Below are 16,517 nucleotides of genomic sequence, written 5' to 3'. Positions count from 1 at the left end.
CGGAGAGGCGATGATTGCCCTGGCGAGCGACGGTGGCCGAAGGCGACCAGCCCGCGCGAGGACTGTCCCATGGGCGTCCCATGGGACAGTTCGTGCGGTTCGGCTCGCCCACCGCGACGAGGCGCTGTCGCGGCCAGGACGCGGCCGGCTAGCCGGAGGGAAGGGCTGCGATTCGCCGGGTGGCCACTGAGGGCATTCGGCCCGGGTCACACCGTTCGCCGGCGACCTCGTCGCATTCGACGGACTCCACTCGCGGTCGCGGGGGGCACCCATCGCGGTACCTCGCGCGAGCGTTCGCGTCGCCAGCTGCATCTTGCTGCTCGCGTCAGGCCAGGAAGCCGCCGTCGACCGCGAGGGTCGTGCCGGTGACGTAGGACGCGTCGTCGGAGGCCAGCCACAGCACGGCGCGGGCGATCTCCTCGGGCGCGGCGAGGCGACCGAGGGGGACGCGCTGGGCCATGACTTCGGGGTGGCCGCCGGTGAAGCGGTCGAGCATCGGCGTGGCGACCGGGCCCGGGGCGACGGCGTTGACGCGGATCTTGTGCGGCGCGAGCTCGAGCGCGGCCGAGCGGGTGAGGCCCTCGACGGCGAACTTGGTCGCGGCGTAGACGCTCGCGCCCGGCATGCCGCGCAGGCCGGCGACCGAGCTGAGGTTGACGATCGCGCCGCCGGGCCCGCGCATGAGCGCCGGGACTTCGGCCCGCAGCGCCCGCCACACGCCCTTCACGTTGGTGTCGAAGGCGCGGTCGAGGGCCGCCTCGTCGCCGCCGTCGATCGGCCCCGTGACCTCGACCCCGGCGTTGTTGACGGCGACGTCGAGGCGATCGAAGCGGGCCAGGCCGGCGGCCACGAGCGCCTCGAGGCTGCCCGGCGCGGTGACGTCGGTGGCGACGAACAGCGCCGCGCCGCCGCGCCCGCGCAGCTCCTCCGCCAGCGCCTCGCCGGCGGCCGCGTCGCGGCTGCCGAGCACGAGCCTGGCCCCCGCGGCGGCGAACGCCCGCGCCGTCGCGCGGCCGATGCCCGAAGTGATGCCGGTGATGAGTACGACCTTGTCGGTGAAATTCGTCATGGTGGGTTGCCTCGCTGTGTGCGGCAGAACATGACGGCAAGCGGCCGCGCGCAGTAGACCCGACGGGCTCAAGGAGCTCTTGCGTCGCGCGCAACAATCGGAAAAGCTCGCCGCATGGACCTCCTGAGCCAGATGGCGACGTTCGTGCGGATCGTGGAGGGCGGCAGCCTGGCGGCCGCGGCGAGGCGCCTGCGCCTGTCGACGCCGGCGATCAGCCGCCAGCTCCGCGCGCTCGAGGAGGAGCTCGGGGCGACGCTGGTGCTGCGGACGACGCGGCGCTTGACGGTGACGGAGGTGGGTCGGGCGTACTACGAGCGCTGCGTCCAGATCTTGCGGGAGGTCGAGGAGGCGCAGGCGGCGGCGCGCCGCCGCGACGCGGTCGAGGGCCGGCTGGTGGTAACGGCGTCGGTGACGTTCGGCGGGCTGCGGGTGGCGCCGACGCTGCCGGCGCTGCTGGCCGCGCACCCGCGCCTGCGCGTCGATCTGCGCCTCGAAGACCGCCTCACCGATCTGGTCGGCGACGGCATCGACGTGGCGATCCGCGCGACCACGCTGCTGCCCCCGAGCTCCGACGCGCTGATCGCCGTGCCGCTGCTCACCGTGCCCCGCGTCGCCGTGGCCGCGCCGAGCTACCTGCGCCGCCGCGGCGAGCCGAAGGAGCCGGCCGCGCTGGCCCGCCACGACGCGCTGGTCCAGGTGTTCGGCTCCGGCGCGCCGGCGACCCGCTGGCGGTTCACCCGCCCGCCGCGCGAGGAGACGGTCGCGGTGCGCGAGGTGCTGGCCTGCAACGTGCTGGCGGTGCTGCGCGACGCCGCCGTCGCCGGCGTCGGGGTGGCGCTGCTGCCCGACTGGCTGGTCGCGCCCGAGCTGGCCGCCGGCAAGCTGCGGGCGATCTTGCCGCAGTGGACCACGGCGGGCGCGTCGGTGGCCGCGCTCTACCGCGTCGAGCTGCGCGGGGCGCCGCGGGTGCGCGCGTTCGTCGAGCACCTCCGCCGCGCGCTGGCGTGACGAGGATGGCATGTGAAACATGTCCTGTTGGACATGTTCTGCCCTGCTGAAAATGCGGCGCCGCCACCTGATCAAAGGGACATGCCCGTGAGCGCATGTCCTTCGAGCGTCGAGCTCGACGCGGCGCTGCCGGCCCCCGCGGCGAGCCGGCGCGGCGGGGGGCACATCTGTCCCGAGGGACAGGCATGCCGGCTCGCGGCGGCGATCAGTCGAACGCGGCCACGAACAGGTGCTCGCCGTCTTCGGCCAGCACGGTCCCGGCGAGGTAGTACTTCCCGGCCTCGTCGATGGCGACCGCGCGGGCCGTCGTGCCGACCTCGCAGAAGTACCCCCCGTCGCCGTCGAAGTTCGCCTTGTGCCGCATCACCAGGGTGATCGGCTCACCGTTCAGCAGCCCGGTGGAGGCCAGGACGCTCTGTCCCGCCTCGTTCGCGGCGAGGGCCTGGACCCGGTTGCCGACGATGTCGGGGGTCTCGATGTCGACGAACGCGAGCACCGAGCCGTCGGGCCCCAGGCGTTCGAGCCGGGTGGTCGGCGTGTTTCGGTTCACCACGGTCACGTTGCCCTGCTCGTCGATGTCGGCGAGCGCCGAGGGGTCCGACGGGAACGGGTGCTCCCACAGCACGCTCGCGTCGGGCGCGAGGGCGAGGACGGCGCCTTGCGGGCCGTGGCGCACGGCGACGGCGACGCCGGCGGCGTTCATGGCGAACACCTCGGTGAACGGCTTGTCGACGATCTCCTGGTCCCACACGACGGCGCCGGCGGCGTCGTAACGTTCGACGCGGTCGAGCTGCTCGTCGCTGACGAGCGTCGTGCCGTCGGGGGCGACCGTCACGTGGCCGGCGAAGTCGTCGATGTCGGGCGCGGGGCCGCGATCGATCTCCCACAGCAGCGCCCCGGCCACGTCGAACTTGCGCAGCCCCTTGCGGCCGGCGACCTCGTCGCGGAACGACACGTAGAGGTTGTCGGCCGCGTCGATGCCGCCCCAGCCCCACGGCGGGGCCGGATCGATCTGGCCGACCAGGTTGCCGCCCGCGTCGAAGTCGAGGACCGACCAGGTGCTCGTCACGCGCAGGTGCCCGCGCGAGTCGACGCGGGCGTGCGCCGGCACGCTCGGCGCTGGATCGACGTAATTCCACAGGGCGTCCTCGCAGGGGAACTGCGGGAGGTCGGGGTCCGGCATCCAGGAGGTGTCGCTGGTGTCGGTCTGACCGTCGGTGTCGACGCCGCCCGTCGCCTCCGTCGGCGAGGTGGGGTCGGTGACGCTCGAGTCGGTCGGGTTGGTGAGCTCGGTGGCGCTCGAGTCGGTCGGGCTCGTGGTGCCGGGGATGCCCGTGCTCGGCCCGGTGTCGGCGGCGCTCGACTCCGAGGCGCTGTCTCCGGTCGAGTCGCCGCCGGTCTCGCCGGCTGCTCCGGGGCCACAGCCCGCCAGCAGCCCGGCCACGCTCCACAGTGTGATGCTTCGGCCCATAACGTAAGTCATCGATGAAGGATGCCCGAAGCCGGCGAGGGCCGCCAGGGCGTCGTGGCGGCCCCGCGTGCGTGTCTCCACGACGCCGGTGTCGCGGCGCGGAGGTGGGAGGCGCAGCGGGCGCGATCTCCGAATGTCATCATATGTCCTCTGGGACATGTCATCGACGCCTGCAAGAGTGCATCGGCCCGGCTGCGAATGATGCCACCGCCGCGTGGAGGCGACCGCGGCCAAGCGCCGGCAGGGCCCGGGCGGGGCGTGATCGCGCGCCGGCGCCGCGGCGCCGGCAGATGCACAGGCGGCCGCGCAGCAACGGATTCGCGCGCCTTGAGGGGCTTCGGCCCCATCTGATAGCGTGCTGCGCCGTGAACCGCCTCGCCCCTCCGTGTCTCGTGGTCGCCGTGTCCTGTTGGCTCGCCTGTGCCACCGGCGAAGATCCGACGACGGGGTTCGGGTCGATGCCGGCGACGGCGACGATGACCGCGCCGACGACGATGAGCGCGACGACGGACGTGTCGACGAGCGCGCCGACCAGCGGCCCGGGCGACGACATGGGCGGCGGCGCGACCGAGCCGCCGATGCCGGAGTGCGGCGACGGCAAGGTCGAGGGCGACGAGGAGTGCGACCTCGGCGGCGACAACGACGACGCCGGCGAGTGCACGGCCGGCTGCAAGCTCGCGGTGTGCGGCGACGGGCTGGTGCAGGCGGGGGTCGAGGCGTGCGACGACGGCAACGGCGACGACAGTGACGACTGCACCGGCGCGTGCGTGGCGGCCGGCTGCGGCGACGGGATCGTCGGGCCGGGCGAGGCGTGCGACGACGGCAACATGACCGATACCGACGACTGCACCAACGCCTGCGCGCTGGCAGCCTGCGGCGACGGGATCGTCGGGCCGGGCGAGGCGTGCGACGACGGCAACGGCGACGACGCCGACGCCTGCACGGCGATGTGCAAGAGCGCCACCTGCGGCGACGGGGCGCTGCAGCCCAGCGAGGAGTGCGACGACGGCAACCAGGTCGACACCGACGCCTGCCTCAACACCTGCTTGAATGCGGAGTGCGGCGACGGGGCGGTGCAGGCCGGGGTCGAGGAGTGCGACGACGCCAACCTCGGCAACCTCGACGCCTGCACGGTCGAGTGCAAGACCTCGACCTGCAGCGACGGCATCCAGAGCGGCAGCGAGACCGACATCGACTGCGGCGGGTCGTGCAAGACCTGCAACAAGGGCAAGAACTGCGCGGTCGACACCGACTGCTCGACCGGGGCCTGCGTCAACGGCTCGTGCAACCTGCCGACGAACTGCAAGCAGCTCAAGAGCGGTTTGCCGAGCACGCCGAACGGGGTCTACCAGATCGACGTCGACGGCGACGGCCCGCGCATGCCGTTCGACGTGTACTGCGAGATGACGATCGACGGCGGCGGCTGGACGCTGGTCGGCCGCTCGCGCAACACCCCGAGCGCGCCCGGCTGCGCCGACACCGACGGCGGCGGCAGCTTCGGCTGGCGCGCGGCCCAGGGCTCGCTGGCCGACGACGGCAACGCCTACTCGCTCGACGTCGCCGGCAAGGGCCTCCAGTTCACGCAGGTGCTGTTCGGCGACCACGCCGGCAGCAAGGCGTTCGCCGGCACGATCTACCGCCACACCGTGGTCGCCAACTTCGTCGACGTCCACCAGAACACGCACTACTACATCGGCGAGCCGACGGCGATCCAGGGCGCCTGCCCGACCGGCGCGTCGATGCTGGCGTGGATGGGCTTCACCAGCAACGTCGACACGTTCCACATGCGCGACGTCGACGGCAACGGCTTCGGCCTGACCGGCAGCGGCTGGCGCACGTGCTACGACACCTGCGTCGGCGGCGACCTCAACGGCAAGCCGGGGCAGATCTTCGTCCGCTGAGAGGGGGGGCGCGGTCGCCGGTGATGTCCCAGACGGCGCCTCGGGACATGTTTGACAGGGCATGTCCACAAGGGCATGCGGAGCGCCGGAGGGTCGGCGCAGCGCCGCGTCGACGGCGCCGGCGCCGGCGAAGTGGACGACGAAGCACCACGGGACGCGCATGCGGGCGCGGCCCTGCGGCAGGGCTGCGACCTGCCAGAAGCGCCGCCGCCAGGCGCTCGGCGGGCAGCCGATTCGCTCGGCGAACAGGGCGCTGAACGAGCCGAGGCTGGCGAAGCCGACCTCGAAGCAGGCCTCGGTGACCGAGGCGACGGCGGCCGCCAGCAGCGCCTTGGCCCGCTCGATGCGCAGGCGGGTGAGGTCCTTGGTGCGGCGTGACGCCGAAGGCCTCCTTGTAGCGGCGCAGGAGGTGGAACTGCGACAGCCCGGCCTGGCGCCAGCTCGGCCTGGCGCGGCGCGGCGGCCGGGTCGGCGTGGAGGCGGTCGCGCAGCGCGACCAGCCGGCGGAACACGTCGTCGGGCGGGAGCGGCCGCATGCGTGGATGCTGGGCCCGTCGGCGCGGTTTCGCAAGATCGAAGAAGCGTCCGCAGGCGAGGCCTGGCAGCCTCTCCGCACCATGATCCAACGCCTGTCTCACACCACCATCTACGTCCTCGATCAGGACCGGGCCCGCGCGTTCTACACCGAGAAGCTCGGGTTCGAGGTCCGTCACGACGAGCGCATGGGCGAGTTCCGCTGGCTCACCGTCGGTCCCAAAGGCCAGCCGACCTCGAGCTGGTGCTGATGCCGCTGAGGCCGTCGCCGATGATGGACGAGGCGACGGTGGCGACCGTCCGCGGCCTCGTAGCGAAGGGCTGCTTCGGCGGCGGGGTGTTCGAAACCGCCGACTGCAAGCGCACCTACGACTCCGGCAACCGGTGCTCGCTGACGCAGCGCTCCCGCCGAGGCGCCGCAGATCTCGCAAGGCCGCATGAGTCCGCTGCGTGGCCCGGAAAAAGTTTCACGGGCTGCGACCTGCGGCCGCGGACCGCAGCGCTCGAGACGCGCGGCCGCGGCTGGCGGTCGCTATTCCAGGGGTGACGCGGCGCTCGCGGGGCGGGCAGGTGCGGAAGCTCCAGGTGCGCCGCGGCCGCGAACGCCTCGCGGCGCGCGGCGCTCCCGGGGGGGCACCTGCTAAGCTCGCGTCCGTGTCCAGGCCGCTTCACGAGGTCGATCCGACCCTGCGCGGCGACGAGGTCCCGCACGAGACGCCGCGCGGGGAGCTCTACGCCAACCGCTACCGGATCGAAGCCCTCGCCGGGCGCGGCGGGATGGGGGCCGTGTACCGCGCGGTCGACGTGCTGGTCGGCGACGTGGTCGCGCTCAAGGTGCTCGGCAAGTCGGTGACGCCGAAGCAGCTCGAGGGCTTCCGCCGCGAGGTCCGCCTGGCCCGCCGGATCAGCCACCCCAACGTGGCCCGCACCCACGACATGGGCGAGCACGACGGCGTGCCGTTCTTGATCATGGAGTTCGTCGAGGGCAGCACGCTGCAGGAGCTGATCCGCGACGAATCGGGGGGCTCGGGCCTGGCCCCGGCCCGCGCGGCCCGCATCGCCCTGTCGGTGTGCGAGGCGCTGACGGCGGCCCACGCGGCCGGGGTGGTCCACCGCGACCTCAAGCCGGCCAACATCCTGCTCGAGGTCGAGGGCCGCGTGGTCCTCACCGACTTCGGCATCGCCCGCCCGCTCGACGGCCAGCATACGCAGGGACTGCTCGGCACGCCGGTCTACATGGCCCCGGAGCAGGTCGCCGGCGCGCCGGTCGACGCCCGCACCGACCTCTACGCCGTCGGCCTGGTGCTGTTCGAGATGCTGACCGGCCGCCTGCCGTTCGCCGGCGACACCGCGTTCGCGGCGGCGCTGGCCCGCCTGTCCGAGCCGCCGCTCGACCTGCTGGCGGTCCGGCCCGACGCGCCCGCGCCGCTGGCCGAGCTGGTGCGGCAGTGCCTGTCCCAAGAGCCAGGTCAGCGCCCGGCCAGCGCCGCGGCCATCGCCGAGCGCCTGCGGTCGTGGCTGATCGGCAGCGGCGAGACGATCTCGAGCGGCGCCGGTCCGCTGGCGACGCTGGCGACAGGGCGCCACCACCCCAACGCGACCACGCCGACCAGCGCGCTGACGCCGCCGATGGTCGCGGTGCTGCCGCTGCGCTACCAGGGCCCGCCGGCGACGGCGTACCTCGGCGAGACGCTGACCGACGCGGTGATCGACGTGCTGTCGCAGACCGGCGGGATGCGGGTGCTCGGCAGCGGGGCGACGGCCCGCTACCGCGACGCCCGTGACCCGCGAGCGGTGGGCACCGAGCTCGGCGCGGCGATGGTGGTCGACGCGACGCTGCAGGTGACGCCGACGCTGCTGCGCGTGCAGGCGCGGCTGGTCGAGGTCCAGACCGGGCTGCAGGTCTACAACGAGCGCTTCGAGGCCCGCGCCGACGACCTGCTCGAGGCGCAGGAGATCGTCAGCAAGAAGATCGCCGAGGGCCTGCGCGTCGAGCTGACGACCTACGCCCACCGCCGCACCGGCACGCCCGAGGCGATCGCGCTGTACCGCCGGGCCCGCCGCAAGATCCTCGGCAGCTACGTGGTCGGCCCCGACGGGGCGATCGAGCTGCTCGAGGAGGCGCTGCAGGCGGCGCCGATGTTCCGCCCGGCGATCGCCAGCTACGCGGTCGCCTGCGCGCGCGCGTGGTTCTTCGGCGACCGCCACGGCGCGCCGCGCGACTTCGCGGCGCTGTCGCGGCAGGCGGTGACCCGCGCGCTCGAGCTGGCGCCCGACCTCGCCGAGTCGCACTTCGCCCGCGGGATGTACGAGGTCCAGGTCGGCGAGTGGCGCGACGCGGTCAAGGCGTTCGTCAAGGCGCTCGAGCTGGCGCCGACCTACGCCCACGCCCACGAGTACCTGTCGCAGCTGCAGTGCGAGGCCGGCAACATCGAGGACGGGGTCAGTCGCGCCCGCCTGGCCGCGTCGCTCGAGCCGAGCCTGCTGCAGGCCTACGCCCACGTGGCCCGCGTCCACGCGCTCCGCCGCGACCTCGGCGCGCTGCACGAGTTCATCGACAAGCTCGAGCATCAGCCGCACTTCCATTTCCAGGCCCTCATCACCCGCGTGCGCGTGGCCGGCTGGTTCGGCGACCTCGACACCGTGCGGACCTGCCTCGAGCGCTCGCGCGCGACGACCCAGGGCGACCGCGAGAACGCGGTCAGCTTCTTCGCCCACGGGGTGCTCGGCGACTATTCGCGCGAGGAGATGCTGGCCGGCCTCGAGGAGTTCTTCAAGGCCGGCCCGAGCCCGCGCATGTACACGTCGACCTGTCAGGTCGGCGCCGAGATCATGGCCCTCCGCGGCTTCCACGACGACTGCCTGACCCTCATCGAGCGCGCCTGCGACGCCCGCCTCATCGACCTCGAGTGGCTCGACCTGTGCCCGGCGCTGGCGTCGGTCCGCTCCGACCCGCGCTTCTTCAAGGTCCGGCGCACCGTGGCGCAGCGCGTCGAGGCGATGTGGATCGTATGAAGAATTGTTGAGCGGGGCGTGCCCTGAAGGGCATGGTTTCCGGGGCATGCGCGAAAGCGCATGCCCCGTGAGCATGATCGAACGGACATGCTTGAAGGGGCAGGTGCTCAGGGCCTGCGCTTTCCGGCGGCCCGGGGAGCGACCGCGGCCGGGCTCGCGCGCTCAGCCGGCGCTCGGGCCCGGCGGGGCGGCGAGGCGGAAGAAGCGGAAGCCGCCGCCGCCGCGCCAGCCGGTGGCCGCGGTGGCGCCGCTCCGGTCCTCGCCGTCGACGACGGCGCGCAGGCGCGGCAGGCAGTGGGTCTCGGCGTGCGGGCCGAGCTCGACGGCCAGCCAGCGGCGCCGCATCTTGTGGGCGACCGCGGCGGTGGTGCCGGAGCCGGCGAAGCAGTCGAGCACGAGGTCGCCGGGGGCGGTGGCGACGTCGAGGCAGCGCTTGAGCAGCAGCTCGGGCTTTTTGCCGTGCGAGAACTCGACCCCGCCCTCCTTGTGCAGGTTGTTGGGCAAGAGGTCGTCCCAGATCGTCGACAGCGCCTGGGCGGTGACCCGCCGGCCGTCGACCTCGCGCACCTTGGCGGAATAAAAGATCAGCTGCTCGCCGCCGAGGAAGTACATGTCCTCGCGGCCAGGTCGCTCGGCGCGCAGGACCACCCCGGGCTCGGCGGCCGAGCGGACCAGCACCTGCCGCGCCGGCTCGCCGACGTCGCGGGCGGCGATCCGCGCGGTGCGGACGACCCGGTGCGGCGACTCCAGCACGAAGGCCTCGAGCTCGGCCTCGTGGGCGCCGCCCCGCACGCGCCCCGGGTCGAGGCCGCGCGCCCGCGCGAACGCCTGGCGCAGCGGGATCAGCCGCCAGCGCTCCGGCGGGTCGTCGATGTTGTCGATCCACCGGGTGTAGCGAGCGTCGCGCCCGGTCGCGGCGTGGACCTTGCCGGCCCGCCAGGCGCCGCGCCGGCGGGCGTAGACGACGATGAAGCTGGCGGTGCTGACGAACCCGGCGTTGACCGCCTTCGGCCCCGAGACCGAGCTCTGCTTGAAGGTGATGACGGCGATCCGGTTGGCCCGCCCGAACACCTCGTCGGCGACGGTGATCAGGTAGGCGAGCTCGTTGTCGTCGATGTGGACGAACAGGGTGCCCGAGTCGGTGAGCAGGCGGTGGAGGAGCTGCAGGCGCCGGCGCATCAGCGCCAGCCAGCGCCCGTGCTCGAGGCCGTCATCGTAGTGCGCGAACACCTGGCCGGTGTTGTACGGCGGGTCGATGTACACGCATTGCACCCGCCCGGCGAACTCCGGCTCGAGCGCGCGCAACACCGCGAGGTTGTCGCCGCGGATCAGCCGATTGTCGAACAGGTCGTCCGGGCCCGCCTGCGCGGCCCGGTGGCCCAGCGCGAGGTCCTCCAGCAACACCGGCGTGGCCGCGTCGCCGTCGGCCTCGAGGAGCTGCGGTCGGCCGCGTGCAGGCATCGCGCGCGCGAGGGTAGCATCGTGCGTCGGGGGCGGCGCACCCGTGGGCGTCGTTGGTCGTGGAGCGCATGACCCTTCGGACAGGAGCTCCATGCCAGGCTCATGGAGCCGGGTGGGGACACGAGGCGGGGGCGCACAGCCGCCGCGTCTGCGCGTGCGGGGCGTGCGCCGGCGGAGGCCGGGCTCGCGCCCGGCATGGCCGGCGGGCGGATGCGTTTACTCGGGGGCGGGGTTGATGCATCTTCGCGACAGATGCAGCGGCTGGTGGACGCGTTTCGGGCCCGGATGAACGACAACGTGGCGGCGTCCGCGGCCCGGATCCGGGCGGCCAAGCTGCCGTTCTACGAGGGCCTCACCGACGCGCAGCTGTCGGCCACGCTGGCCCGCGCGTTCGAGGCCGCGGCCCTCGACGTCGCGCGCGGCGAGCCGCACGCGCTGCTGCAGCGCATGCGAGAGATCGGCATCGTCCGCTCGCAGATCGGGGTCGCGGTGATGGACGTCGTCACGGGCCTCAACCTCGGGTTTCAAGCGGTCTCCGACGACTTCGCGGCGATCTACCCCGACGACCTCGAGCTCCGCCTCGGCTGGGAGCAAGCGCGGGCGAAGATCGCCTACGCCGGCGCGGCGATGCTGGCCGACACGTACCTCGAGGCCCGCGAGGCGGTGGTGCGGGCGCAGTCGGAGGCGCTGGTGCGGCTGTCGCTGCGGGTGCTGCCGCTGTACCCGGGGGTGGTGGTGCTGCCGCTGCTCGGCGAGCTCGGGGCGGAGCGCGCGCAGCAGATCACCGAGGCGCTGCTGGCGGCGGTGGCCCATCACTCGGCGAGCTATGCGTTGATCGATCTGTCGGGCGTGCCCAGCCTCGACACCGACGACGCGGTGCAGCTTTTGGCCCGCGCGACGCAGGCGATCGAGCTGCTCGGCGCGACGCCGATCCTGGTCGGGATCCAGCCGGCCGTGGCGCAGTCGATGAGCGCCCGCGCGGTGTCGGTCCGCGCGCCGACGCTGGCCGACCTGGCGAGCGGGCTGCGCCACGCGCTGCGCGGCCTCGGGGTCGAGCTCAAGCAGACGCGCTGAGACCACCGACGCGCTGCGCGGCCTCGGGGTCGAGCTCAAGCAGACGCGCTGAGACCACCGCCACGCGCTGCGCGGCCTCGGGGTCGAGCTCAAGCAGACGCGCTGAGAAGACCTGTCCCCGAGGACATGTCACTTCGCGCGCTCGGGCCGCGCGGAGGCGTCGGCGAGCGCGGCGAGCAGGCGGTCGGGGGTGAGCGGGAGGTCGCGCAGGCGGACGCCGATCGCGTGGTGGACGGCGCTGGCGATCGCAGGCGCGACGCCGGTGATGCCGATCTCGCCGACCCCGCGGCAGCCGATCGTGTTGAAGGCGAGGTCGGGGACGTCTTCGAGCCAGTCGACGTCGATCTCGGGGACGTCGGCGTGGGTGGGCAGCAGATAGCCGGCGAGGTCGGCGTGGACGGGCAAGCCGTGCATGGGGTCGTGGACGAGCTGCTCGAGCAAGGCCTGGCCGATGCCGAACACGATCCCGCCGATCAACTGACTGCGGGTGGTGGTGGCGTCGACGACCTGGCCGACGTCGTAGACGCCGACAACGCGGGTGACGCGGATCCGGCCGAGCTCGGGGGCGACGCGGACCTCGACGAAGACGGCGCCGAACGAGTGATGGGCGCGCGCGTCGTCGTGGACGGCGTCGGTGGTGCCGACGGCCTCGACCTGGTCGAGGCCCGCGCGGCTCAGCAATTCGTGCCAGTCGGCCGATTCGTCGGGGGCGCGGCGGAACGCGAGCAGTCGCCGGCGCAGCTGGACGCACGCGGCGCGGGCGGCGGGGGCGGTGCTGGCGGTGAGGTTCGAGCCGCCGGTCACCGGGCACGGGGGCAAGCGCGTGTCGCCGAGCTCGACGGTGATCCACTCGAGCGGCAGGTCGAGGGCGTCGGCGACGACGACGGCGAGCATGGTGTACATGCCGGTGCCGAGGTCGGCGCCGGCGGTCGAGACGGTGGCGTGGATGCGCCCGCGCTCGCGGTCGAGGCGCACGCTCACGCTGGCGGGGTCGCGGTTGCCGGGGTAGGTGGCCGTGGCCATGCCCCAGCCGAGCCAGGCGTCGCCGTCGCGCATGCTGCGAGGTCGCAGGTCGCGGCGCGCCCAGCCGAATCGCTCGGCGCCCTGCTCATAGCATTCGCGCAGGTGCTCGCTGGCGTGGGGCTTGCCGGTGTGGGCGTCGCGACTGCTGTGATTGCGCAGGCGCAGGGCCAGCGGGTCGAGGTGCAGCGCGCAGGCGAGTTCGTCGAGCGCGCCCTCGAGGGCCCACAGGCCGGTGGCCTCGCCGGGGGCGCGCATCCAGCCGGGCTTGGCCAGGTGCAGCGGGACGACGTCGTGGACGGCCTCGTAATGGGGGCAGGCGTAGAGCATGCGGGTGACGCCGCTGGTCGGCTCGTAGAAGGGGTCGAGGTCGGCGACGCCGCGGTCGGTCGCGCAGTGGCTGCGGGTGTGGTGGCGCAGCGCGAGCAGCCGGCCGTCGCGCTCGGCGGCGAGCTGGATCCGCTGGCGCGTGGCGGCCCGCGGGCCCACGGCGGTGAGCACCTCGGAGGATCGCAGCACGGCCTTGACCGGGCGCTGGAGGCGGCGCGCGGCGACGGCGGCCAGCAGGACGTGGGCGGCGGTGAAGACCTTGGCGCCGAAGCTGCCGCCGACGAACGGCGCGTGGACGCGGACGCGCTCGCGCGGCAGGCCGAAGGCGCGGGCGAGCACCGCCTGATCGCCGCGGACCCATTGCGTCGTGTCGTGGACGACGAGGTCGTGGTCGACCCAGTGCGCGACCGCGGCGTGCGGCTCGAGCGGGCAGGGGTGCTGGATCGGCGTCGAGTAGACGACGTCGAGCGTGACCGGGGCGGCGCGCAGGGCGGCGGCGCAGTCGCCCCGGCGCGGCGCGTCGGCGAGGCGGGTGGCGTCGGCGTCGTCGATGTCGACCACGAACGGGGCCGGCTCGTAGCGGACGTCGACCAGCGAGGCGGCGTGGGCGGCCTCCTCCGGCGATTCGGCGACGACCATGGCGACGATCTGCCCGCGGTAGTGGACGCGATCGTCGGCGAGCGGGGGGCGGGGGTCGGCGGTGAGGCCGTCGCCGTCGCCGTTGGGGAGGTCGCCGAGCGGGCCGCGATTGAGGTGGGTGAGGACGAGGAGGACGCCGCCGGCCTGCTCGGCGCGGGCGGTGTCGACGCCGAGGACGCGGCCGCTGGCGATCGTGCTGCCGACGAGGGCGGCGTGGGCGAGGCCCGGGAGCACGACGTCGGCGGCGTAGCGGGCCTGGCCGGTGACCTTGCTGCGGGCGTCGATGCGATCGGCGAAACCGCCGATCCGTGGGCTCGTGGTCGACAAAGGCGCGGACTCCTGCGAATGGCGTCACCCGGGGCGGATCGCCAGCTCGGTCAGGGCGCGGGTGATGACGTGGCGGGCGAGCTCGATCTTGAAGCCGTTGTGGGCGCCGGCGACGGCGTCGGCGAGCGCGAGGTCGGCGGCCGCGCGGAAGGCCGCCGGCTCGGCTCGCTTGCCGCGCAAGGACTGCTCGGCGGCGCTGCAGCGCCACGGCCGGGTGGCGACGCCGCCGAGGGCGATCCGGGCGTCGCGGACGAGGCCGCGCTCGACGTCGAGGGCGACCGCGGCGGCGGCGAGGGCAAAATCATAGCTGGCCCGGTCGCGCACCTTGAAGTAATGCGAGCGGCGCGCGAGCGCCAGGTCGGGCAGTTCGAAGTGAGTGACGAGCTCGCCGTGGTCGAGGATCGTCTCGCGCTCCGGGGTGTCGCCGGGCAGGCGGTGAAACCCGTCGAACGGCAGGCGACGCGCGCCGCCGTCGCCGCGGCGGGTGTAAATAATGGCATCGAGGATCGCCAGGGCGGTGGCGAGGTCGGAGGGGAACACGGCGATGCAACGCGGGCTGGTGCCGAGGACCGCGGCGTCGCGGTCCCAGCCGGTCCTGGCCGCGCAGCCGCTGCCGGGGACGCGCTTGTTGCAGGCGCTGTGCGGGTCGCGATAATAGGGGCAGCGCGTGCGCTGGAGGACGTTGCCGGCGACGGTCGACATGTTGCGCAATTGCGGCGACATGCCGGACTGCAGCGCCTCGCCGACGACCGGCCAGCGGGCGCGGATCTCCGGGTGCTCGGCCAGCTGGGCGTTGCGCACGCAGGCGCCGATCCGGGCCCGGCGGTCGTCGAGCTCGATGTCGCCGAGCGGCAGGCGGTGGACGTCGACGAGGGTGTCGGGCGCGAGCACGCCGAGCTTCATCAGGTCGACGACGGTGGTGCCGCCGGCGAGGAACATCGCCGCCGGGGTGGCGTGGACGGCGGCCGCCGCGTCGGCGACGCTGACGCCCTCGACGTAGGTGAACGGCCTCATGTGCGCACCCGACGGATCGCGGCGAGGATGTTGGGGTAGGCGCCGCAGCGGCACAGGTTGCCGCTCATGCGCTCGCGGATGCTCGCGTCGCTGAGCTCGCGCCGGTGCTCGACCTCGCCGAGCAGCGCCGCCGCCGACATGATCTGTCCCGCGGTGCAAAAGCCGCACTGCAGCGCGTCGCACTCGATGAAGGCGAGCTGCAGCGGGTGGAGGTGGACGCCGAGCGCGAGGCCCTCGATCGTCATGACCTCGCGGCCCTGCTGGGCCACCGCCAGCGCGAGGCACGACAGCACGCGCCGGCCGTCGACGTGGACGGTGCAGGCGCCGCACTGGCCGTGGTCGCAGCCTTTCTTGGCGCCGGTGAGGCCGAGGTGGTCGCGCAGAGCGTCGAGCAAGGTGGTGCGCGGGTCGAGGTCGAGCTCGTGGCGCTCGCCGTTGACGGTCAGCCGGACCATGCCTCAGCCCGCCCGGGGGAAGCGCGCGGCGAGGGTCATGGCCGCGAGCAAGGAGTCGAAGTCGAACGGGCCCTCGTGGCGGATGCCGTTGATGAAGAAGGTCGGGGTGCCGGCGACGCCGCTGATGGCGCCGCTGTGCCGGTCGCTGCGGATCTTCTCGAGGTGGCGGTGAGCCTGCAGGTCGGCGACGAAGCGCTGCATGTCGAGGCCGAGCTGCTCGGCGTAACGCCCGAGGTGCGGGACCTCGAGCGCGTGCTGGTTCTCGTACAGGAGGTCGTGCATCTCCCAGTACTTGCCCTGGGCGCCGGCGGCCTCGGCGGCCTCGGCGGCGATCTGGGCGTTCGGGTGAGCGCCGACGAGCGGGAAGTTGCGGAAGCCGAAGCAGAGCTGGTCGCCGAGGGCCCGCTCGAGCGCGCGGATGACGATCTGCGCCTGGCCGCAGAAGGGGCACTCGAAGTCGCCGAACTCGACGAGGTGGATCGGACGCGCGAGCTCGCCGCGCAGGTGGTCGCGCGGGCCGAGCGGCGGTTTGAGGGTGCTCATGACCGGTCTCCTTGCTGCGGCCGCGGCCGCGACGAAGATCTGCCCAGGTCGCCGAGCGCGGCGAGGATGCCGTCGGCGCCCGGGTTGACGCCCATCGGGGCGAGGTCGCTCCACGCGATCCGGCCCTCGCCGTCGACGACGAACAGCGCCCGGCCGCTGACGCCCTCGGCGTCGTCGTAGCAGCCGTACTTGCGCGCCACGTCGCCCTTCGGCTCGAAGTCGGACAGCAGCGGGAAGCTCAGCTTGCGGTCGCGCGCGAAGGCGAGGTGACACCACACGCCGTCGCACGAGATGCCGAGCAGCTGGGCCCCGTGGGCCCGGAACTCGTCGATGATCTCGCTGTAGACGGCCATCTGGTCGCTGCACACGGGGCTCCAGTCGGCCGGGTAGAAGGCGAGCACCACCGGCTTGCCGCGGAAGTCCGACAGCGCGAGCCGCTGGTCGGGCGTGGCCTTGAGGGCGAACTCCGGGGCCGTGGCGCCGGGCTGAAGAATGGACGACGGTCCCACGCGCCAAGGCTGGCCCGAGGGTCCTGGCTGTCAATCACTCGAGCGAGGCTCCTCGCCCCGCCGCCCGCATTCCATCCATCGCCGATCGATCGCCTGGGGCCGCTCGCCGCAGGCGCGAGGCCGGCGCCCGGGTCCGCCGAGCATGAC

At 73.6% G+C, this 16,517-nt stretch carries 13 protein-coding genes and 1 pseudogene; 5 read left to right on the top strand and 9 right to left on the bottom strand.

What is annotated here, in order from left to right; all coding sequences use genetic code 11:
* Window positions 1–325: 325 nt before the first annotated feature.
* Entirely contained in the window at window positions 326–1,069 is a 744-nt protein-coding gene (locus tag NAEX_RS12970) for an SDR family NAD(P)-dependent oxidoreductase (protein ID WP_096327818.1), read from the bottom strand.
* Between the two features lie 114 nt (window positions 1,070–1,183).
* Between NAEX_RS12970 and NAEX_RS12965 the strand changes: the two genes are divergently transcribed.
* Window positions 1,184–2,077, top strand: a complete 894-nt coding sequence (locus NAEX_RS12965; protein ID WP_096327817.1) for a LysR family transcriptional regulator — start codon at window positions 1,184–1,186, stop codon at window positions 2,075–2,077.
* Window positions 2,078–2,282: 205 nt separating this feature from the next.
* On the opposite strand, the gene NAEX_RS12960 is transcribed toward NAEX_RS12965, so the two are convergent.
* Window positions 2,283–3,560: an NHL repeat-containing protein gene (locus tag NAEX_RS12960; protein WP_143825572.1), complete on the bottom strand. Its 1,278-nt coding sequence runs from the start codon at window positions 3,558–3,560 to the stop codon at window positions 2,283–2,285.
* A 389-nt stretch (window positions 3,561–3,949) separates the two neighbouring features.
* Here NAEX_RS12960 and NAEX_RS12955 point away from each other — a divergent pair, with 389 nt between their 5' ends.
* Entirely contained in the window at window positions 3,950–5,449 is a 1,500-nt protein-coding gene (locus tag NAEX_RS12955; protein WP_143141079.1) for a DUF4215 domain-containing protein, read from the top strand.
* 261 nt (window positions 5,450–5,710) lie between these two features.
* Here NAEX_RS12955 and NAEX_RS54505 read toward each other — a convergent pair.
* Window positions 5,711–5,773, bottom strand: a pseudogene (locus tag NAEX_RS54505) (hypothetical protein); the annotation flags it as partial.
* A gap of 293 nt (window positions 5,774–6,066) precedes the next feature.
* On the opposite strand from NAEX_RS54505, the gene NAEX_RS52080 reads away from it, so the two are divergent.
* Window positions 6,067–6,234: a VOC family protein gene (locus NAEX_RS52080; protein WP_211302404.1), complete on the top strand. Its 168-nt coding sequence runs from the start codon at window positions 6,067–6,069 to the stop codon at window positions 6,232–6,234.
* Window positions 6,235–6,637: 403 nt separating this feature from the next.
* Complete coding sequence (locus NAEX_RS12940; protein ID WP_245913689.1) at window positions 6,638–8,998, top strand: protein kinase domain-containing protein; 2,361 nt, start codon at window positions 6,638–6,640, stop codon at window positions 8,996–8,998.
* A 162-nt stretch (window positions 8,999–9,160) separates the two neighbouring features.
* On the opposite strand, the gene NAEX_RS12935 is transcribed toward NAEX_RS12940, so the two are convergent.
* On the bottom strand, window positions 9,161–10,459 hold the full coding sequence (locus NAEX_RS12935; RefSeq protein WP_096327814.1) for a site-specific DNA-methyltransferase: 1,299 nt from the start codon (window positions 10,457–10,459) through the stop codon (window positions 9,161–9,163).
* 252 nt (window positions 10,460–10,711) lie between these two features.
* On the opposite strand from NAEX_RS12935, the gene NAEX_RS12930 reads away from it, so the two are divergent.
* Entirely contained in the window at window positions 10,712–11,533 is an 822-nt protein-coding gene (locus tag NAEX_RS12930) for an STAS domain-containing protein (protein ID WP_170135680.1), read from the top strand.
* A 129-nt stretch (window positions 11,534–11,662) separates the two neighbouring features.
* Here the strand turns inward: NAEX_RS12930 and NAEX_RS12925 are convergent, their stop codons facing one another.
* The 5 genes from NAEX_RS12925 to NAEX_RS12905 are packed head-to-tail and all read right to left on the bottom strand — an operon-like array spanning window position 11,663 to window position 16,370.
* Entirely contained in the window at window positions 11,663–13,849 is a 2,187-nt protein-coding gene (locus NAEX_RS12925; RefSeq protein ID WP_096327812.1) for a xanthine dehydrogenase family protein molybdopterin-binding subunit, read from the bottom strand.
* A 24-nt stretch (window positions 13,850–13,873) separates the two neighbouring features.
* Window positions 13,874–14,863 carry an FAD binding domain-containing protein gene (locus NAEX_RS12920; RefSeq protein WP_096327811.1) on the bottom strand — a complete coding sequence of 330 codons (990 nt, stop codon included), beginning with the start codon at window positions 14,861–14,863 and terminating at the stop codon, window positions 13,874–13,876.
* Window positions 14,860–15,318 carry a (2Fe-2S)-binding protein gene (locus tag NAEX_RS12915; RefSeq protein WP_096327810.1) on the bottom strand — a complete coding sequence of 153 codons (459 nt, stop codon included), beginning with the start codon at window positions 15,316–15,318 and terminating at the stop codon, window positions 14,860–14,862. The genes NAEX_RS12920 and NAEX_RS12915 overlap by 4 nt, the downstream gene beginning before the upstream one ends.
* Before the next feature lie 3 nt (window positions 15,319–15,321).
* Window positions 15,322–15,861 (bottom strand): DsbA family protein, encoded by a 540-nt coding sequence (locus NAEX_RS12910; RefSeq protein ID WP_096327809.1) that lies wholly within the window; start codon window positions 15,859–15,861, stop codon window positions 15,322–15,324.
* The gene (locus tag NAEX_RS12905) at window positions 15,858–16,370 is read right to left on the bottom strand and encodes a redoxin domain-containing protein (RefSeq protein ID WP_211302403.1); all 513 of its coding nucleotides are present in this window, start codon (window positions 16,368–16,370) and stop codon (window positions 15,858–15,860) included. Before NAEX_RS12905 ends, NAEX_RS12910 begins: the two co-directional genes overlap by 4 nt.
* Between the last annotated feature and the right edge of the window lie 147 nt (window positions 16,371–16,517).

It is taken from the genome of Nannocystis exedens (genome assembly GCF_002343915.1).
Lineage (GTDB): Bacteria > Myxococcota_A > Polyangia > Nannocystales > Nannocystaceae > Nannocystis > Nannocystis exedens.
This window is presented reverse-complemented; position numbering and strand designations above follow the sequence as displayed.